Source organism: Williamsia sterculiae, from assembly GCF_900156495.1.
GTDB lineage: Bacteria > Actinomycetota > Actinomycetes > Mycobacteriales > Mycobacteriaceae > Williamsia_B > Williamsia_B sterculiae.
The window spans coordinates 111,082-130,358 of record NZ_FTNT01000002.1 but is presented as its reverse complement, the minus strand read 5'-3'; the positions used below and the strand labels follow the sequence as shown (position 1 = coordinate 130,358).

At 66.7% G+C, this 19,277-nt stretch carries 21 protein-coding genes; 13 read left to right on the top strand and 8 right to left on the bottom strand.

Going from position 1 to position 19,277, the window contains the following annotated elements; translation table 11 throughout:
• Positions 1-44: 44 nt before the first annotated feature.
• Positions 45-308 carry a type B 50S ribosomal protein L31 gene (locus tag BW971_RS03395; RefSeq protein WP_076476623.1) on the bottom strand — a complete coding sequence of 88 codons (264 nt, stop codon included), beginning with the start codon at positions 306-308 and terminating at the stop codon, positions 45-47.
• 16 nt (positions 309-324) lie between these two features.
• Complete coding sequence (gene mrf / locus BW971_RS03390; protein WP_076476621.1) at positions 325-1,626, bottom strand: ribosome hibernation factor-recruiting GTPase MRF; 1,302 nt, start codon at positions 1,624-1,626, stop codon at positions 325-327.
• A gap of 118 nt (positions 1,627-1,744) precedes the next feature.
• Between mrf and rpmB the strand changes: the two genes are divergently transcribed.
• From rpmB to BW971_RS03340, 10 genes are all read left to right on the top strand, one after another.
• Positions 1,745-1,981, top strand: coding sequence for a 50S ribosomal protein L28 (gene rpmB / locus BW971_RS03385; protein WP_076476619.1), 237 nt, complete (start codon positions 1,745-1,747; stop codon positions 1,979-1,981).
• Entirely contained in the window at positions 1,981-2,145 is a 165-nt protein-coding gene (gene rpmG, locus BW971_RS03380; protein WP_076476616.1) for a 50S ribosomal protein L33, read from the top strand. The genes rpmB and rpmG overlap by 1 nt, the downstream gene beginning before the upstream one ends.
• A complete protein-coding gene (gene rpsN / locus BW971_RS03375; protein ID WP_076476614.1) occupies positions 2,145-2,450 on the top strand; it encodes a 30S ribosomal protein S14 in 306 nt (101 codons plus the stop codon). Before rpmG ends, rpsN begins: the two co-directional genes overlap by 1 nt.
• A 12-nt stretch (positions 2,451-2,462) precedes the next feature.
• On the top strand, positions 2,463-2,732 hold the full coding sequence (gene rpsR, locus BW971_RS03370; RefSeq protein WP_076476612.1) for a 30S ribosomal protein S18: 270 nt from the start codon (positions 2,463-2,465) through the stop codon (positions 2,730-2,732).
• A 79-nt stretch (positions 2,733-2,811) separates the two neighbouring features.
• Positions 2,812-3,813 (top strand): methionine ABC transporter ATP-binding protein, encoded by a 1,002-nt coding sequence (locus BW971_RS03365; RefSeq protein WP_076476610.1) that lies wholly within the window; start codon positions 2,812-2,814, stop codon positions 3,811-3,813.
• Positions 3,810-4,526, top strand: coding sequence for a methionine ABC transporter permease (locus BW971_RS03360; protein WP_076476608.1), 717 nt, complete (start codon positions 3,810-3,812; stop codon positions 4,524-4,526). The genes BW971_RS03365 and BW971_RS03360 overlap by 4 nt, the downstream gene beginning before the upstream one ends.
• A 72-nt stretch (positions 4,527-4,598) precedes the next feature.
• Positions 4,599-5,510: a MetQ/NlpA family ABC transporter substrate-binding protein gene (locus BW971_RS03355; RefSeq protein ID WP_076476606.1), complete on the top strand. Its 912-nt coding sequence runs from the start codon at positions 4,599-4,601 to the stop codon at positions 5,508-5,510.
• Positions 5,511-5,598: 88 nt separating this feature from the next.
• A complete protein-coding gene (locus tag BW971_RS03350; protein WP_076476604.1) occupies positions 5,599-6,534 on the top strand; it encodes an AEC family transporter in 936 nt (311 codons plus the stop codon).
• A 48-nt stretch (positions 6,535-6,582) separates the two neighbouring features.
• Positions 6,583-7,032 (top strand): MarR family winged helix-turn-helix transcriptional regulator, encoded by a 450-nt coding sequence (locus tag BW971_RS03345; protein WP_076476603.1) that lies wholly within the window; start codon positions 6,583-6,585, stop codon positions 7,030-7,032.
• Positions 7,033-7,077: 45 nt separating this feature from the next.
• Complete coding sequence (locus tag BW971_RS03340; RefSeq protein ID WP_076476601.1) at positions 7,078-9,171, top strand: MMPL family transporter; 2,094 nt, start codon at positions 7,078-7,080, stop codon at positions 9,169-9,171.
• A 37-nt stretch (positions 9,172-9,208) separates the two neighbouring features.
• On the opposite strand, the gene BW971_RS03335 is transcribed toward BW971_RS03340, so the two are convergent.
• Positions 9,209-9,658, bottom strand: coding sequence for a DUF4267 domain-containing protein (locus BW971_RS03335; RefSeq protein ID WP_083709244.1), 450 nt, complete (start codon positions 9,656-9,658; stop codon positions 9,209-9,211).
• 97 nt (positions 9,659-9,755) lie between these two features.
• Between BW971_RS03335 and BW971_RS03330 the strand changes: the two genes are divergently transcribed.
• The gene (locus BW971_RS03330; RefSeq protein ID WP_076477304.1) at positions 9,756-10,325 is read left to right on the top strand and encodes a TetR/AcrR family transcriptional regulator; all 570 of its coding nucleotides are present in this window, start codon (positions 9,756-9,758) and stop codon (positions 10,323-10,325) included.
• Positions 10,326-10,330: 5 nt separating this feature from the next.
• On the opposite strand, the gene BW971_RS03325 is transcribed toward BW971_RS03330, so the two are convergent.
• The 3 genes from BW971_RS03325 to BW971_RS03315 form a co-directional block, all read right to left on the bottom strand.
• Positions 10,331-11,137 (bottom strand): DUF72 domain-containing protein, encoded by an 807-nt coding sequence (locus tag BW971_RS03325; protein WP_076477306.1) that lies wholly within the window; start codon positions 11,135-11,137, stop codon positions 10,331-10,333.
• A gap of 10 nt (positions 11,138-11,147) precedes the next feature.
• Positions 11,148-13,139, bottom strand: a complete 1,992-nt coding sequence (locus tag BW971_RS03320) for a vWA domain-containing protein (protein WP_076476600.1) — start codon at positions 13,137-13,139, stop codon at positions 11,148-11,150.
• A gap of 80 nt (positions 13,140-13,219) precedes the next feature.
• Positions 13,220-14,656, bottom strand: coding sequence for a sigma 54-interacting transcriptional regulator (locus tag BW971_RS03315; protein ID WP_076476598.1), 1,437 nt, complete (start codon positions 14,654-14,656; stop codon positions 13,220-13,222).
• 98 nt (positions 14,657-14,754) lie between these two features.
• Here BW971_RS03315 and BW971_RS03310 point away from each other — a divergent pair, with 98 nt between their 5' ends.
• Together BW971_RS03310 and BW971_RS03305 are read left to right on the top strand one after the other, a co-directional pair.
• Positions 14,755-15,243, top strand: a complete 489-nt coding sequence (locus BW971_RS03310) for an SLOG cluster 4 domain-containing protein (RefSeq protein ID WP_076476597.1) — start codon at positions 14,755-14,757, stop codon at positions 15,241-15,243.
• 61 nt (positions 15,244-15,304) lie between these two features.
• On the top strand, positions 15,305-17,560 hold the full coding sequence (locus BW971_RS03305; RefSeq protein WP_076476595.1) for an ArnT family glycosyltransferase: 2,256 nt from the start codon (positions 15,305-15,307) through the stop codon (positions 17,558-17,560).
• A gap of 25 nt (positions 17,561-17,585) precedes the next feature.
• Here BW971_RS03305 and BW971_RS03300 read toward each other — a convergent pair whose 3' ends face one another.
• Together BW971_RS03300 and BW971_RS03295 are read right to left on the bottom strand one after the other, a co-directional pair.
• Positions 17,586-18,452, bottom strand: coding sequence for an LLM class flavin-dependent oxidoreductase (locus BW971_RS03300; protein WP_076476594.1), 867 nt, complete (start codon positions 18,450-18,452; stop codon positions 17,586-17,588).
• Positions 18,453-18,547: 95 nt separating this feature from the next.
• Positions 18,548-19,201, bottom strand: coding sequence for a TetR/AcrR family transcriptional regulator (locus BW971_RS03295; RefSeq protein WP_076477302.1), 654 nt, complete (start codon positions 19,199-19,201; stop codon positions 18,548-18,550).
• Positions 19,202-19,277: the final 76 nt, after the last annotated feature.

The following is a 19,277-nucleotide window of genomic DNA, read 5'->3' as shown; positions in this document are numbered from 1 at the left end:
CGGTGGTACGCGAAGACGGGTCTCCGCTTCGGTCCCTGGTGGGCTCAGTCCTGCGTGGGGCGTGTCCGCTTGCCGTAGCGCTGCTCGAACTTCTGGACTCGCCCTGCCGTGTCCAACACCCGCTGCGCACCGGTCCAGAAAGGATGCGAGTCGGACGTGACATCGACGACCACAAGAGGATACCGGTTACCGTCCTCCCATTCCAAAGTGGACTCCGAGGTGATGGTCGACCGGGTCAGGAATTTCTTGCCGGTGGAGGCATCCTGGAAGATCACCGGGTGGTAGTCGGGGTGGATTCCCTTTTTCATGATGTGGGTCCTCTCGTCAGTTCTCGTCGGTTCGGGTGCTCTCGCTGAGTTCGACCACGTCGACGTCGTTCTCAACGCATGGATCGGCGTGATAATCCCCGAACGGGTCGGTCAGCTGTGACCAGGCCCGTTGACCCTCGGTCATCTCCGCGTCGGTGAGGCAGGCCTGGGCGAATGCGTTGCGGATGGTGACGGTGTCCGCGCGGTGCGCCACGATCACCAGGCTGGTGTTGCGGTCACCGAATTCGGGGTGCCACCGCAGCGCGGCCATCGCGCGGCGTTCCGGATCCATCGCGTCCTGTTCGGTGGGGCTCATCGACGCCAACCACGGGCCCCCGGTCGCGACCCGCAGACCGCCGCCCGCGCTCTCCAACCACAACGCCTCGTCGGGTTGGGTGGCCAGCCACAGCCGACCCCGTGACGCGATGACACCGTCGAGCAGCACGTCGAGAGCATCGTGCAGACGCTCGGGGTGAAACGGTCGCGCGGACTCGAACTCGACGATCTGCACGCCGCAGTCCTCCTCGAGCGGCGGCCGACCGCAGAGCAACGGGTCATGCGCACCGTCGATGCGGCCGCGGCGTGCATCCGACGGGATGGCGGCGAGGTGACCGGCCATCACCAGCGGTGTCAGCGGGCGATGCGGCAACTCCATCAGCACCGGCACGTTGGGCGCCAGCCGGGCGAGTACGGCGAAGGTGCGGGCCGACGACCATCCGTCGTCGTTGCGGCCTCCGACGACCAGGGCATCCGCGAATCCCACGGCTCCGACGGCCAGTTGGGCCAGCGTGCGTTCGTCTTCGACGGTGCTGTGTCCAGATTCGGCGAGGGTGACGTCGCCACCCGCCGCGTCGAGCCAGCTGCCGATGTCCACACAGCCGACCGTCGCCTCGATTCGGACGTCCCGACCCGCCGGCCCATCGATGTACCCGGGCGCGCCGGCGACGACGACATTGTCGATCGCCCAGACGAGGGGCTCCGGCTCGATCAACGGATCGAGGTGCAGCACGATGCGGTCCACCCCGTCGCGGCGGTGCAGGGCCCGCAGCAACGGCAGCAGGTCTTCGCGCAGCGCGCAGGACACGCAGGCGTGGTCCAGGTGGACCGCCTCGGTGTGCACCACCGGCATGCCGTCGACACCGACGGTTCTGGCGGTGCGAACGATCGGGTCGTCGGGTCCGGGGGCCCCACCTCGCAGGTCGTGATGTACGACGACCGAGCCCGGCACCAGCAACGCGGATGCGGCGCGCGCCACCGCCTGCAGATCGAGCCCCGCCACCAGGATCACGGGGGTGCGGTCGCCAGCTGTGGTGACCATCCAGCCTCCTTATCGGGAATGATTTCCATCTCTGGGATGTTGACGGTACCGTGAGCGGGCGCGTTATTGCGAATCGTTCCCAACAGCTATCACCCGGCCGTCGACCACGAGGAGAACCATGTCCGCCCACTGCCAGGTCACCGGCCGTCACCCGGGTTTCGGCAAACAGGTGTCGCACTCCCACGTCCGCACCTCCCGGCGGTGGAACCCGAACATCCAACGCAAGAAGTTCTGGGTTCCCAGCCTCGGTCGGACCGTCACCCTCCGCGTCTCGGCGAAGGGATTGAAGACCATCGACCGCGACGGCATCGACGCCGTGATCGCCCGCATTCATGCACGAGGAGAAAAAATCTGATGGCGCGTAACGACATCCGTCCGATCATCAAGCTGAAGTCGACGGCGGGAACGGGGTACACCTATGTGACCCGCAAGAACCGCCGCAACGATCCGGACCGCATGGTGATCCGCAAATTCGATCCGGTGGCCCGACGGCACGTCGACTTCCGAGAGGACCGCTGATGGCCAAGAAGTCCAAGATCAATCGCAACGACCATCGTCGCGAGGTGGTCGCCCGGTACGCGCCCCGCCGCGCCGAGCTGAAGGGCATCGTCAAGAGCGTGCAGAGCACGCCGGAACAGCGCGCGGAGGCACAGGCCGCGTTGCAACGACTGCCGCGCGACGCCAGCCCCACCCGGGTGCGCAACCGGGATGCGGTCGACGGCAGGCCGCGTGGTTACGTCGGTAAGGCCGGGATCTCCCGCGTGCGCTTCCGTGAGATGGCGCATCGTGGTGAACTCCCGGGTATCCACAAGTCGAGCTGGTAGGAGTTCAGAGCCATGGCAGGAAAGTCCACGTCTCGCAAACCCACTCGCCGTCGCCCCGAGGCCCCGGTCCGGTCGTCGCGGCCGAATGTGCTCGACCAGCAGGGCATCACCGACGTCGATTACAAGAACGTCGCCCTGCTCCGTCAGTTTCTCAGCGACCGCGGCAAGATCCGCAGCCGCCGGGTGACCGGGTTGCGTCCCCAGCAGCAGCGCCAGGTGGCGACCGCCATCCGCAACGCTCGCGAGATGGCGCTGCTGCCGTTCGTTTCCGGCGGTCGCTGACGCCGGTGATGCCCGCGATGTCCGAATCAGGTTGATCGCAAGGCTGGTCGCGAACACCGGCGCTGGCCATGATGCCCTGGTGATCGAGATCAGCAACCTCACGAAGGTCTTCGGCTCGGGCGACGCCGCGACGACCGTGCTCGACGATGTCGACTTCGCGGTGCCTGCCGGGGAGATCTTTGCAGTCGTCGGCCCGTCGGGTGCGGGCAAGTCGACACTCGCCCAGTGCATCAACCTCTTGGAGCGCCCCACCTCCGGTGAGGTGATCGTCAACGGCGAGTCCCTGACCCGCCTGGATGCGGCGGCGTTGCGCCGCGCGCGCCGCCGCATCGGCACCGTGTTCCAATCGGCGAACCTGCTCAGCAGGCGTACCGCGGCCGAGAACGTCGCCCTCCCACTCGACTATCTGGGGGTGACCAAAGCCCAGACCAGGGCACGAGTCGCCGAACTGCTCGACCGGGTCGGTCTCGCCGACCAGGCATCCAAGTATCCGCACCAACTGTCCGGCGGCCAACGCCAGAGGGTGGGAATCGCCCGCGCACTTGCTCTTCGACCATCGGTGCTGCTGTCCGACGAGGCCACCTCCGGCCTCGACCCGCGGGCCACCGACAGCTTCCTGAGCCTGCTCCGCGAGGTCCGCGACGAACTCGACCTCGCGGTCGTGTTCATCACCCACGAGATGGACACGATCGTCAAGATTGCCGACCGGGTCGGCCGGCTCGACCGCGGGCGCATCGCCGAGCAGGGTTCGGTGGTCGACCTCTTGCTCGATCCCGGGTCCGAGCTCGGTGCGGCCCTGCGGCCGTCGGGCAGCAGCTCCGCCGCCCCGGTCGGGCTCGAACAACTTCTGGTGACGCACAATTCCGTTGCCGTCCCCGCGGATTGGCTCAGCCGTATCACCGGGCAACTCGGGACACCGATCTCCGTTCTCGGTGGCAACGTGCAGGACGTCGACGGCGTCTCCGTCGGTCAGTGGACGATAGCCATCGCGCCCGACCGTGTGCACGATTTCACCAGTGCCGCCACCCCTCTGGGACTGTACGCACGTCCGGTGGACACCGACACAACGGTGGCGGCATGAGCGCGCCGTCGGTGTTGGCGGCGATCACCGTTCCCACCAACGAGATCCCCGGGCTGCTCATCCCCGCGTTCCGCGACACCGTGATCATGGTCGTCGTCGTGATGGTCATCGTCCTGGTGGTCGGGGTGCCGCTCGGTGCCGTGATACACAATCTCGCTCCAGGCGGGTTGTTCGAGAACCGGGCACTGCACACACCGTTGTCCTGGATCATCAGCATCGGCCGGTCGCTGCCCTTCCTGGTGTTGATGACCGCGATCATCCCGTTCACCCGACTCATCACCGGCACCAACATCGGCATCCCCGCCGCGGTGGTACCGATGTCGATCGCCGGCATCGCCTTCTTCACCCGCATAGTGGAGAACTCACTACGGGCCGTGCCCACGTCGGTGGTGGCCGCGGCCAAGGCTGCCGGCGGCTCCAACACCCAGATCATCTGGAGCGCACAGATTTCCGAAGCACTGCCGAACATCGTCGGCGGACTGACCATCAACACCATCGCGATGATCGAGTACTCGGCGATCGCGGGCACGATCGGTGCCGGTGGCCTCGGTTACATCGCCGTCACCTACGGCTATCAGCGCTTCGACCATCAGGTGATGATCGCCACCATCATCACGCTGGTCATCACCGTCGCCCTGATCCAGCTCATCGGCGACGCGCTGGTGCGCTACCTCACGCCCGAACAGAACGTGCGCGCCACCGCTCGCGTCTGACCGACCACTACCCCGTCCGGCGCACACGAGAAGTGCCGTCGCGATCAACCCTGCGCACCCGAGGAGAAACCCATGACGCAGACCAGCAGTCCCACCACCCGAGACGACGGTTCCGGTGGGTTCGAGGTCCGAGAACGGCGCCGCACACCCCTGATCATCGCCGCGGTGGTGATCGTGCTGGTGATCGTCGCCGCACTCATCGCCTGGCGGTTCACCGGGTCGGACAGCAAGTCACCCAACGAGGTGGCCGGCGCCACGCTCACAGTGGTGACGGCCGAGAGCAACGCCGCCGAGGAAGCCCTCGTCGACCACATCGCCGCCGACATCGCGCCGAAGTACGGACTGAAGATCAAATTCAAGGGATTGGCCGACAGCACCACCCTGAACCGCGCGGTCTCCGACGGTGAGGTCGCAGGCACCATCTACCAGCACAAGCTGTGGCTGTCGCAGGTCCTGCAGGCCAACCCGGACTTCAAGGAGGTGGCCGCCACCCCTGTGTTCCGCTGGGGCTTCGGCATCTGGTCGAACAAGTACGCCGACCCCCGCCAGCTGCCCGACGGCGCCACGGTGTCCCTCTACTCCGATCCGGCCAACGAGGCGCAGGGGCTGTGGTTGCTCGAGCGGTCCGGACTGATCACCCTCAAGCCCGGGGTGGACAAGTGGAAGGCGACGCAGAACGACATCGCCACCAACCCGAGGCACCTGAAGTTCACGTTGCTGGACTTCGCCGCGCAGTCCCGTGCGCTGCCCGACCTCGACGCCGCGGTGGGCTACACGGAGTACTACCTGGCGGCCGGGATCCCCATCGCCAAGCAGATCTTCGCACCGCCCGCGCCCGACGAGTTCGCCGGACAGCTCACCATCGGCAGTCGCTGGCAGAACACCGACAACATCAAGAAGCTGGTACAGGTCTTCAAAGACCCCGGAGTGCAGGACTTCCTGCGCACCGATCCGTCGGTGAAGAACATCCTGCTGCCGATCTGATCGCCGACAGGACGCGGCCGGACGTCGGGATTCCCTCCCCGGTGTCCGGCCGCGTGTGCGTTCTCCGATCACCACTACACTTCTCCGGGTGTCCGGCGTCTTCCAGGGCTTCCTGGTCATCTTCGTGGTGATCACCGTCGGTTACCTGCTCGGCCGTCGCGACGTGTTGGGCCGCGACGCCCAATCGGTGCTGTCGAGGCTGGTGTTCTTCGTCTGCACCCCCGCGTTGCTGTTCACCTCGCTCGCCGACACCGATCTGGCGACGGTGTTCTCCACGACTCTCGTCATCGCCGGTGGCAGTGCCCTCGCCGTCGGCGCACTGTATTTCCTCGTCGCGCGGGTGTTGCTGCACCGTCAGGTTCCCGAGGCGGTGATCGGCGCACTGTCGTCGTCGTACGTCAACAGCGCCAATCTCGGTATACCCATCGCGATCTTCGTCCTGCATGACGCGTCCTTCGTGGCACCGCTGTTGTTGTTCCAGATTGTCGTCTACTCCCCGCTGGCCCTGACCGCCCTCGATCTGACCGCCTTGCGGTCGTCGGCCGAACGAGTCTCGGTGCGCGAACTGGTGGCCGCCCCGATCACCAATCCGATCGTGCTGGGTGGCCTGGCGGGACTGGCCCTGTCCGCAGCGGACGTCACGCTGCCGTCGGCGGTGATCGAACCGATCCGGTTGTTGGGCAACGTCTCGGTGCCGGGAGCCCTGCTGGCGTTCGGACTGTCGCTGAACGGTGTGCGGGTACTGCAGAAGGGTGACAGTCCCCGGCGCGACGTCGCATTGGCGTCGGTGCTCAAGATGATCGTCCAACCTGTGCTGGTGTATGTGGTCAGCCGTTTCGTCTTCGGTGAGACGGGGCATGCACTGTTCGCCCAGACGGTGATCGCCGCGTTGCCCACTGCCCAGAACGTGTTGGTCTACGCCACCCGATATCACCGCGGCGAGGTGCTGGCCCGGGACAGTGCACTGGTCACCACGCTGGCATCGATCCCGGTGATCGCCGTGGTGGCCGGGCTGTTGGCTTGATCCGACACATCCCTGGTTCCTTTCACAGGTACCTGTTACGCTAGCTCTGTGTGCGAACGGCGGTGGACCGATGCCGACATCGCCGCGCTCCCGGCCTGGACCCTGGTGCAGGCATACCACCCTGTGGCCCGACGGTTCCACGAGATCTTCGCCGCCGAACAGCTGACTCCGGTCCAGTTCGGTGTCCTGGTCCAGCTTTCGGCCAATCCCGGCGTGAGTCAAGCAGACCTGGCTCGCACGATCCTCGTCCGTCAGCAGAGCATGGCCGAGCTGTTGAGCGCGTTGACCGAACGGGGGTTGCTCACCCGTGACATCGAGAACCGACATGGTCGAAGCGTCCCGCTGCATCTGACCGCCGAAGGCCGCCAGGCGCTGCAACGAGCGGGAGCCGCGGTCGTCGACTTCAACACCACCGACCGCCTCGGGCTCACCGAGTCGGAAGCGTCCACGCTGAACACCCTGCTGCACAAGGTGATCAACGCATCCAAGCACTGGTGACGGTGTCAGGTCACCGCCGACCCCTCCCCCGCGGAAGGACCTCGCATGCACACGCTGGCCGACATCGTCATCCGGCATCGTCGTTGGGTGATCGCCGCGTGGTTGCTGATCGCCGTCGTCGGCGGATTCGGCGCGTCCCAGGCGACATCCGCCCTCTCCTACGACTTCAGCCTGCCCGGGCAGCCGGGATACGAGACCAACAAGCGGATCACCGAGCAATTCGGCTCGGGGGGCAACAGCCCCCCGATCCTGCTGGTGGTGGGTGACCGATCGACACCCGCGCCGACGTCTGTCGGTTCGGCGATCGCGAAGGCGGTCACCGCCGAGGTGCCCGGTGCGCGGGTGGCCTCGTTCGCCGACGACCCGGCACTGTTGTCCGCGGATCGGACCACCGGCGTGGTGATGGTCTACCCCCAACCCGCACCGGGCCCGTCACCGTACGTTCGGACATTGCCCGCCCTGCAGAAGCTCGCCGCCACCACGGCGTCTCAGACACGGACGCCGGTCACCGTGACGGGTGTCGACGCGCTCCAAGAGGGTGGCGGCGGGGGTGTCGACGTGTTGGCCGAGACGCTGTTCGGCGGCATCGGGGCCCTGGTGGTGTTGGCCCTGGTCTTCGGGTCGTTCCTTGCCCTGATGCCGCTGATCGTCGCCGCGGCGTCCATCCTCACGACGTTCCTGCTGTTGTGGGGACTCACTGCCGTCACCGATGTGTCGTTCATCGTGCAGTACCTGCTGGCTCTGATCGGGCTCGGCGTGGCCATCGACTACTCCCTGCTCATCGTCACCCGGTGGCGGGAGGAACGCGGCGCGGGGCGCGACGATGCCGCGGCGGTACGCGCGGCGTTGACCACGGCCGGTCGGTCGGTGTTGTTCTCCGGCATCACGGTCGCCATCAGCCTGGCAGCGTTGGTGGCGCTGCCCGTACCGTTCCTGCGCAGCATCGGATTCACCGGATTGTTGATACCGCTGGTCAGCGTGGCCGCATCACTGACCTTGTTACCGGCGCTGCTGTTGGCCGTCGGACGCCATCTGGAGTGGCCGCATCGACGGACCACCGACCCGGAGAGCACGCTCTGGCGTCGGGTGGGCGCAGTGGTGGTGCGACGACGGTGGGTGGCGGCGGCGCTGGCCGTGATCGTGCTGCTGGCGCTCGCCTACCCGGTTCTCGGGCTCCGGTTGTCCGACCCGACGAACGACTCGCTGGCCTCAACCAGCGGCCCGGCGGGACGCGCGATCACCCAGATCGAGGACGCCGGCCTGGGGGCGGGACTCACCAAGCCGGTGGAGGTGGTGACCGGCGACCCGTCAGCGCTACGCGACCGGTTGGCCCGTGTGGACGGGGTCGCGGCCGCGATCGCACCCCAGGGCTGGACGGCGAACGGGAGGTCGGTCGTCGACGTGTGGACGAGAGCCGACGTCGCCACCGGTGGTTCGGACGCCGCGGCTACGGTCCGCGACGTCGCCGAAGGCGCCGGGGCACAGGTCGGTGGTGCGGCCGCGCAGAACGCCGACTTCATCGACGCGGTGTACGGCAACGCCTGGTGGATCATCCTCATCATCGTGGTGCTCACCTTCGTGCTGTTGGCCCGGGCATTGCGATCGGTGGTGCTGCCGCTGAAGGCCCTACTGCTCAACGTGATCTCGCTGGCCGCGGCCTACGGGGTGACGGTGCTGATTTGGCAACACGGGGTGGGTACCGAGTTGTTGTTCGATCAGCGGTCGTCGGGCGCCATCACCGTGTGGATCCCGATCGCGGTGTTCGCGTTTCTGTTCGGGCTGTCGATGGACTACGAGGTGTTCCTGCTCAGCCGGATCCGCGAGGAATACGACGGCGGTGCCGACACCGACACCGCGACGGTACACGGCATCGCCCGCACCGGCCGGTTGGTCACGTCGGCCGCGTTGGTGCTGTTCCTGGCGTTCATCTCGTTGTCGCGCGTGCCCACCACCGACGTGAAGATCCTGGCCACCGCACTTGCCCTGGGAATCATCATCGACGCCACCATCGTCCGCGGGGTGCTGGCCCCCGCGTTGGTGGCAGGTCTGGGCCGAGCCAACTGGTGGCCGAGTGGCGGACGCGGGTCGCGGAACGACGTTTCCCGCGAAAGGGGTTACCCCCACGACATCAGCCCCTGATCGTGTTGGACGACCGTTCCCGGGAGTGAGCGCGAGGTCAGACAGCCACCGGGAGACGATCGACCACGGGGTGCGACTGTTCGGCCCGCAGACCGCCGAGCATGAGAGCACTCGAGACCATCATCATCGCTGCCGTCAACGTGTGCACCCCGAGTGCGGTGGCGACGCTGCCGTCGTGCGCGACAACATTCATCGCGTCTCCGAGCGGGATCACCGTGAGTACCGCCATGACGATGGCCGCGGCACGGCGCTGGCCCATCGCCAACAACACGAACAGCACCAACCCGGTCGCCACATCGCGAATGCCCTTGATGGCGTAGAACCCGTCTGCGTCGCCCGCGGGCCACTGCCGGAAGCCGAAACCCGGTGCGATGGACTGCGGTGCGGCCAGGTAACTCAACCCGATGTAGCTGATGAATCCCCCGCCGGCGACGGCCAGTGCGATACCCACACGGGACGGAACGGACAACTGCCGAAAGCTGCTCATAGTGTCTCCTCGGTCGAGATCTAGCGGCGCTAGATCTTCTGCCGACAACGATAACCCGCAAGGCTGGCGCTGTCTAGCAATGCTAGAATTCTTCATCGTGGCCACCAGAGAACGCCGTGCACACGATCGCGCGGAACGACATCGGTTGATCATCGACACCGCGCGATCGATCGCCGAGAGTGACGGTTGGGATGCGGTCACCACCCGACGCCTCGCCGACACCATCTCCTACAGCCAGCCAGTGCTGTACAGCCATTTCGCGGGCAAGGATGCGATCGTCGCCGCGGTCGCGGTACAGGGTTTCGCGGAGATGGCCACCCGGCTGCGGACCGCACGTACGTCGACGGACGATGCGCGGGCATCGGTGTTGGCGGTGGCGCAGGCTTATGCAGAGTTCTCCGCCGAGCACCCAGCGGTGTTCGACGCGATGTTCTCGGCACCATCGGTTCTGCGATTCGCCGACGAGACCACGCCGACTCCATTGCTCGACGCCTTCGCCGAGATACGTTCGGCGGTCACAGCACTGGCAGACGGCCGTGATCCCGAACTGCTCACCGAGGTCTTCTGGAGCGCGGTCCACGGCCAGGTGATCCTCGGCCGCGCAACGCGGTTGCGCCCCGACCTCACCGTCGAGCGGCTGACCATGGCGGTGCGATCACTGGTGTGACCGGGTCACGCCAGCCGACCGAGCAACCCCCGGGCATCAATCGGTGCGCGCACCTTGGTGTCGTTGTCGAAGTAGACGTACACGTCACCGCCTCGTGCCCGTGCGCGCACCGTCGTCGCCCACCTGTCCAACGCCTCGTCGGTGTAGCCGCTGACGTAGAGCTCGCTGTCCCCGTGCAGACGGAGGTACCCGAAATCGGCGGTATCCTCGTTGATCACCGGGAACCGACCTGCTGAATCAGCGAGCACCAGTGCGACATTCGCCTCACGCAGAATGCGGTAGGCGGCCGGATCGGCGAATTCGGGATTGCGGACCTCGAGGGCGTACCGGAGTGGCCGGTCCGTGTCGACACTGGTCAACGCCCGACCGTCGAGCCGGTTGTCGTGGTGGGTCGCCAAATCCGCCGCCGCGGTGGTCGTGGTGGGCAGGCGTCCGACGAAGTCCGCCAGCACGGCCGGATCGAAGCGCGTGGTCGCAGGGAGTTGCCACAACACGGGTCCGAGCCGCCGGCCCAACGCCAGCACACCGGACGCGAAGAAGTTCGCCAGCGGCACGTCCACGTCCACCAGCTTCTTCATGTGGGTGATGAACCGTGGTCCCTTGACCGCGAACGCGAAGTCGTCGGGCACCTGCTCGGCCCACCGGCGGAAGCTCTCCGGACGTTGCAGGGAGTAGAACGTCCCGTTGATCTCCACCGAGTTCAGTGTGTGGGAGAGGTATTCGAGCTCGCGCCGTTGTACCAGGCCCTTCGGATAGAAGGTCCCCCGCCATGGTGGGTAGACCCACCCGGACGTCCCGACCCGAACGGTCATCGGCGCGAAATCACCCGCGACGCCGCCCTCTGCGCGCACTGAGATAGTCGCCCACGACGGCCGCCCCGAGACCGTCGAGGTCCGGAGCGACGACCCGTCCCCCGATCCGCCGCGCGATCTGATCGATGAACCGCTCCAGGCTCGGGTCGTCACCGAGGCGGAAGAAGGTGACCTGCGCGCCGTACCTGGACAAGTGGTCGAGTTCACGCACGGTGAGCCCGATGGTCGCCGGATGCGGCGGGTAGTCGAAGAACGACCCGCCATCGGCCTCGAGGTGGGCGGTCGGCTCACCGTCGGTGACGATGAGCACCACCGACTGAGCATTCGGGTGCCTGCGCAGGTGCCTGCCGGCCAACATCAGCGCGTGGTGCAGGTTGGTCCCCTGCTCCATCCGCGGTTGCAGGCCGGTCAGCTGGTTGATGTCGATGGTCCGGGCCTGCCGCCCGAACGCGATGATCTCGAGTTCGTCGGAGCGGAACCGGGTGCTGATGAGGTGATTCAGCGCGACCGCTGTGCGCTTCATCGGAAGCCAGCGCCCCTCCATCTCCATCGAGAACGACGTGTCGACGAGCAGCGCGACAGCTGCCTGCGTGCGCGACTCGGTCTCGGCGACCTCCACATCCCGGACGTCGATGCGTATCCCCCGGCCCGTACCACGTGTGTGATCGGGCTCCTCGGACACCGTGCGCAACACCGCGTTGCCGATCGTCCTCGTCACGTCCCACGGTTCGGTGTCGCCGAACTCCCACTCCCGTGACGATCCGCTCGGCTCGCCGAGCGCACCCTGTCGGCGGGTCTGCCGGTCCCCGCGACGTCCCGTCAACCGCTCGGCGATGTCCCTGAAGATGGATTGCCCGAGCTGTCGCATCGCCTTCGGCGACAGGGTGAACTGACCGTCCGAGGTCCGTTCGAAGAATCCCTGTTCGTTGAGCGCCTTCTCCAGCTCGGCCAAGGTCCGTGCGTCGACGGCTGCTTGGTCGCCGAGTTGCCTGGCCACGGCATCGAGGTCGATGTCGTCCATCTGCGCCCCGGCATACTGCTGTGACAGCTGCTCGGACAACGACTCCAGTTCGGCGAGGTCACGCAGCGCACCCGCCCCCTGACCCATACCCATCCCCTGGTCGCCCTCGAAATTCTGGGCATTGTCCCAGTCCAGCCCCGGCCGGGCGTCGCGCAGTTGAGAATCCATCTGCACGAGCTGTGCCATCAGATCCGGCGAGCCGAAGGCCTGCTGCGCCAGCTGATCGAGTTCGGCGCGTTGTTCGTCCGACAGCGAGTTGTAGAACTGCTGGGCCGCCGCGGCCCGTTTCGCCAGTGCGTCGATCAGTTCTTCGGTGTTCTGGGGATTGTCCGGGAAGTACTGACCGTGCCGCTCCATGAACTGCTGGAACTGTGCGGTGGTGTCCTCGCCGCGGTTGTGCGCGGCGAGCAACTCGTTGAGATCACCGAGCATCTCGGAGATCTGCTGTCGGTCGGCGTCGGTGGCGCCCTCGAGCGCCTGCTTCATCCCCTCGAACCGCTGATCCAGCATCTCCCGGCCCAGCAGATCCTGAATCTTCTGGTAATCCGCACGAGCCTCCGGGCTACGCCACGGGTAGTCCGAGAGCTCCTGCACCGCGTCCGCAGTTGAAGGTGGCAGGTTCCCGATCTGCATCTCGGCGAACCGAGCGTCGTCGTCGAGGTCGCGCGCGAGCTGTTTGCGTTCCTCCAGCACCGCGCGGTCGAGCAGTTCGCGGATCTCTTCGAAGGTGCCGTCGAGGTTGTGCTTCTTCAGCAACTCCCGACGACGACGGTTGGCCATCTCCCGCAGTTTGTCGAGACCGCGCATCTGCTCGCTGCCGCGCCGTAGGTATTCTCGCAGCGCACGTTGCGGCGACGTCCCCGCCATCACGTCCTCACCGATCTCGTCGAGAGCGGCACGGAGGTCGACCGGTGGGGCCAACGGATCCGGCCCACCGGTGTAGCGATGGTAACGGGAACGATGAAATGTCTTACGTGCCATGTGAGGTCCTCATGGGCTGATGACGGCTCCGCCGCGCGGGCTGATGACGGCGGTGCGTACGGGCGGATGACGGTGGGGCATCAGCCATAGACGGTCTGACCGGACTCGTCGGCCTCCTTGCCGATCCGTCGGGCCAGGAAGAGCCCCTCCAGCGCGAGCTCGAGCGCGCTGGCTCGTTCACCGTCGACGGTCGCGTCGAAGCGCGCCGCGATCTCATCGAGCACCGGCCCGGTGGTGTCGGGAGACGGGATGGACGCCAGCAGTTCCTTGGCGGTCACCCGATCGCCGGTGACCACCGGCTCACCCGAGTCCAGCGCGGCGACCAGCCGGGCCATATCGATGCCCGCGAGGTTGTCACGGACGGTGTCGGCGGTGGCCTTGCGCAACAGGTGCTCGAGGATCTCGAGTTCGCGACCCTCCTCCCCGGACTCGAACTCGACCTTGCCGCGCAACACCTCGATCACCGACTCGAGATCGACGACGCGAGCGACCGGCACCTCCTCGCCGAGCAGCGTCGCCCGCAACAGCGCGGCTGCGGCCACCGTCTCGGCACCCGCAATGGCGAACCGCGCCGAAACACCGGATCGTTGGTCGACGGCGGGGTGATCGCGGACCAGTCGGGTGAACCGGGCAAGGATCTCGACGATGAAGCCCGGGACCGTCGCGGTGAGGTCGGCCTCCTGGTCGATCACCGCGATCTCGTCATCGAGTTCCAATGGGTAGTGCGTGCGGATCTCCGCGCCGAAGCGGTCTTTCAGCGGTGTGATGATGCGGCCGCGGTTCGTGTAGTCCTCGGGGTTTGCGCTGGCCATGAGTAGGACGTCCAACGGCAAGCGCAGGGTGTAACCGCGAACCTGGATGTCGCGTTCCTCCATCACGTTGAGCATCGACACCTGGATGCGCTCGGCGAGATCGGGCAGCTCGTTGATGGCGACGATCCCACGATGTGCTCGCGGGATCAGACCGAAATGGATGGTCTCGGGGTCGCCGAGGCTGCGGCCCTCGGCCACCTTCATCGGATCCACGTCGCCGACCAGGTCGCCCACTGAGGTGTCCGGGGTGGCCAGCTTCTCGCTGTACCGCTCGGTGCGGTGTCGCCATTCGATGGGCAGGTCGTCGAGCAGGTTCGCCGCCTTGCGGATGGACGCCGGGGTGATCGGCTCGTAGGGGTGCTCGTCGAGTTCGGACTCCGCGATGACGGGGGTCCATTCGTCGAGCAGGCCGATCATGGTGCGCAGCAGGCGCGTCTTGCCCTGACCGCGTTCGCCGAGCAGGACCACGTCGTGTCCGGCCAGCAGCGCACGCTCGAGCTGCGGGATCACCGTCGACTCGAAGCCCTGGATACCGGGCCACGGATCCTCACCGGAGCGGAGTTTGATCAGCAGGTTGTTGCGCAGCTCGTCCTTGACGCCGCGCTGCACGTGTCCGGCGGCACGAAGCTCGCCGAGAGTTCGGGTGGTTGGTCGTGGGGTGGAGATCTGGCCCTCGTCGGGGCCCTGTGTGGAAGCAACCGTCACCCTTCCACGCTACGAGTGTTTTGCCGGACGTGCATTCGACCACTGGTGCGGAGGGTGCGTGAAGGAGGTCGAGCGATCCTGATGGGACACTGAAAGCAATGTCTGCCAGTACTCCAGTCAACCCCATTCACGTTGCCGTTGTCGGACCTGGTGACGCCGATGACGACATCTGCCTGTTGGCCGATCAGTTGGCACAAGCGCTGGTCACTCGCCTGTCGGCTGTCATCGTCTGTGGTGGGCTCAGCGGTGTCATGGCGGCCGCGGCCGCGGGTGCCGCAAGAGTCGGCGGCGTCAGCGTCGGCTTATTACCCGGTGACGACCGGACAGGTGCTGCACCCCACCTCAGCATTGCGCTCCCCACCGGACTCGGCCAATTGCGCAACGGCCTGGTGGTGACCGCCAGCGACGCAGTCGTCGCGGTGGGCTGCAACTGGGGCACTCTCAGCGAGGTTGCGCTGGCGGCACGCCTGGGCCGGCCGACCTTTGTGTTGAACGGCTGGTCCATCAGTCCGCCGCAGCCCGGGGTGCACCGGGTTACCGGTGTGACCGAAGCCGTCGATGCCATACGGGGTGCACTCGGGCGCTGAGAGATCGTGCTCATCCACAGGCAACTGACAGGGAGCTGCCAACCGACCCGCAGCAAGCGTGATGATCATCTGCGGCGTGACCGATGCACAGTTCGAGCCCAGAACCCCGTCCACCGATGTCAGATCCGTCGCCACAGCCCTCTCACCAGCGACGACGCTGACACCGCCCACTCGTCGCGATCGGTTGTCGGTCATGGCGCTGCTGGTGGCGACGGCTGTGCTCTACCTGTGGAACATCACCGTCAACGGGTCTGCGAATAGTTTCTACGCAGGCGCCGCCTGGGCGGGTTCACAGAATTGGGAAGCCTTGCTGTTCGGATCCGTCGACCCGTCCAACTTCATCACCGTGGACAAGCCGCCGGTGTCGCAGTGGATCATGGGGTTGTCCGGACAGATCTTCGGGTACTCGTCGGCCAGCATGCTGATCCCGGAGGCGTTGATGGGCGTCGCGTCCGTCGCACTGATGTACGCGGCAGTCACCCGCGTGGGGGGTCGAACCGCGGGGCTGATCGCCGGCGCGGCGCTCGCCCTGACCCCGGTTGCGGCGCTGATGTTCCGGTTCAACAACCCGGATGCGGCGATGGTGCTGCTGATGACCGCCGCGGCCTACGCCACCATCCGGGCCACCGCGACCGCTTCCCTGCGCTGGTTGTCGCTGGCCGGCGTCGCGGTGGGACTCGCCTTCCTGGCCAAGATGCTCGAAGGCGTCATGGTCCTGCCCGCGCTGGGTCTGGTCTATCTGGTCGCTGCGCCCACTGTGGTGAGCAAGCGGATCTGGCACCTGGTGGTCGCCACCGTGGTGATGGTCGCCTCGGCGGGCTGGTACGTGGTGCTGACGCTGTTGTGGCCGGCGTCGTCGCGGCCGTATCTGGCCGGGTCCACCGACAACAACTTCATGAACCTGGTGCTCGGCTACAACGGCCTGGCTCGCATCGAGGGGCGTAGCGGCTCGGGGGGCCGCGGCAACGGCATGCCGTCGATGGCCGACGCCCAACGACTCATCGATGAGGTGCAACGTCAGAACCCCCGTGCACTTCGCGGCGGCGGCGGTGGCATGTTCGGCAACGCACCGGGTATCACCCGCCTGTTCACCGGCGAGTTCGGAATCGAGATCTCCTTCCTGCTGCCCGCGGCGCTGGTCGCACTCGTCGTCGTACTGGTGCTGCGCGGTCGGGCTCCGCGGACGGATACGGTGCGCGCGGGTGCACTGCTCTTCGGGGTGTGGATGCTGTTGGACGTGTTGGTGCTGTCATACATGAACGGCACCGCGCATCCGTACTATTCGCTGGCCATCGCTCCCCCGATAGCCGGATTGATCGGCCTCGGCGCGCGGGAGACCTGGCGGGCAGGGCAGACCGTCGGACGCGAACGGGTGGTCGGGCGCATCGGCTTCTCCGGCATCGTGTTGGCCGCCACCGTCTGGGGTTTCGTCCTCCTCGACCGGATACCCGCCTGGCAGTCGTGGATCAAGTGGGTGGTCTTGATCGGCGGCATCGCGGTCGTCGCCGTGGTGTTTACCGCAATCCGCTCGCGTGCGGACGAATCCGCAGCGTCGAAGGGTGGGGTCGGACGCCGGGTGGCGATCACCGCAGCGGCCGTAGCCGCGCTGTGCGGGCTCGGAGCGCCCGCGGCCTACGCCATCGACGTCGATGCCTCCGCGCACACCGGTGGAAGCCCCAGCGTGACCCCGGCGCATGCCGGTACCACTCATTCACCCAGCCGTGGTGGTGCTGGTGGTCGATTCGGTGGCGGTGCAGGTGGTGGATTCGGCGGCGGTGGATTCGGCGGCGCAACCGCATCGCCCGCCCTGGACACCCTGTTGCGACAGAACCACGATCGGTGGGCCGCGGCGGTGGACCGATCGTCGACAGCCGCATCCCTGGAGTTGTCGGCGAGGGTTCCGGTGATGGCCATCGGCGGCTTCTCCAACGACCCTGCGCCATCGCTGGCGCAGTTCCAGAAGTACGTGACCGACAAGCAGATCGGTTACTACCTGGTGTCGAGTACCGGATTCGGCCGGTCTGGTACGACGAGGTCGTCCGGCGGTTCCGGCATCACCGGATCCGCCGCGGCCGACCTGATGCGGATGTTCGGCGGTAGCCGTGCCGGATCGGTCAACGCGCAGATCGAACAGTGGGTGGCCGATAATTTCAGTGCGACCACCGTCGGCGGGTACCAGGTCTATGACCTCGGCAAAGCGCCTACCCCACAGCCGAAGACGAGCACACCCACCGGCGGGACGACCGCATCCGGGGAGAAGAAGACGACGGCGCAGGGCGCCACCACGACCAGATCGCGACACCGACGTACCGCGTGAACGGGTCCTGGTCCGTCACCGGTCGCTAGTATTCGCGCACCTTCGGTGCGACCTCCTCGGCGAACCAGCGGCGTTCCCCCGACGTGTGCAATCCGGACACCAACAACGTGTCGAAACCGAGATCGCTGACATCACGCAGTGTGTCGGCGGTCCGGACCGCACTGCGCGAACCCGGGTCGACACTGATGTTGGTGACCAGGGACAGCGCCTCGGCGTCTCGCCCGGCCTCGGTCGCAGCCGATCTGACCCGGGCGATCGCGTCGCGGCTACCGTCCGGACCGAGTCGTGCGTAGGAAGGCAACCACCCATCGGCGAGTCGCCCGATGGTGTCCAATGACCGGGGACCGTAACCCCCCACCCATACCGGAACACGGCGCGCCGCAGGAGGACTCAGCTGTGCCGCATCGATTCGGTAGTAGTCGCCGGACAGCGACGCCGACGTCTGACCCCACAGCGCTTGCATCATCTCGATACCCTCGGCGAGCGCATCGACCTTCTCACGCGGTGTCCTCGACGCAAGTCCGAAGGCGGTGAATTCGGGGTCGTAGCCGCCGTTCCCGATCCCCAGCACGAGACGCGATGCACTGAGCCGATCGAGGGACTCGGCCATCTTGGCGAGTACCGCCGGGTGCCGGTAGGGAAGCCCGAGGACGTCGGTGACAACGGTCAGCGTCGTCGTCGACGCCGCCACCCAGGTGAGTGCGGTCCACGGGTCGAACGTGGGACGCGACCCGTGCAGATGATCGCTCAGTGCGAACAGCTCGTATCCGAGTTCCTCCGCCTCGCGGGCTTCCGCGGCCAATCGCACGCCGTCGCCGGAACCATCCTCGCCGACGGTGAACCGGTGATATCCGTCGGCCACGACACCGATGCGGACCGTGTCTCTCGCCATCGTCGTCCTCCCACTAACTACATTGCACGATGTAATGCAATATAGGTGGCGAGAGCTGCGGTGTCGAACGCCGGTCGGCATGCCGCACGGGCGGCTCAGCGGCCGTATCCGCGCAGGAAGACGCGCACCCCGGACTCGACCAAGATCTCGGCCTGCTCACCGTCGGCCGGTTTGAGGGGATTGAGCGGGTCCACCGGGGCGATGAGTCGCGCGAACTGGACGGCCGCAAGATCCGGGTCGACGTCGCAGAGCAGCCCGTGCTCGGTCCACCTGGCGAAGACCTCGGCAACCGCCGTCCGCACCCGCGCGGGTCCCGACAACTGCCACCGCTCGACCGCACCGGCGGGTGCGCGACCGACCTCGAAGCGGAGGGCCTCCACCAACGCCTGATGCTCGGCGAAGTCGCGCATCGATGCGGTCCACCGGCTGCTGAAATCGATCAGAGACTCTGCGGCACCGGCCAGGTCGGTGGGCACTTCCGATAGACAGTCCTCGACGATGGCCAGTTGCGCCTCTGCGACCTCGGTGGCACTCCGTTCGATGACGATCGCGAAGAGGTCGGCCTTGTCGCGGAAATGGTTGTAGAGGGTCTTGTTCGACACGCCGGCGCGCGACGCGATCGCCTCCATACTGGTCCGCGGGTAGCCGTTGCCCGCAAACACCGCACGCGCGGCGGCGAGGATCGCGAGACGTTTGTCCGGACGCGGGCCGCGCGGCGGGCCGACCGAGCGCGGTTCACCGACGTTCATGCGATCATCCAAGAACACTGCACCGCGTAGCGCAAAGTGCATACGACGACATCGCGCGGGTCACGCTCGCGGCGGC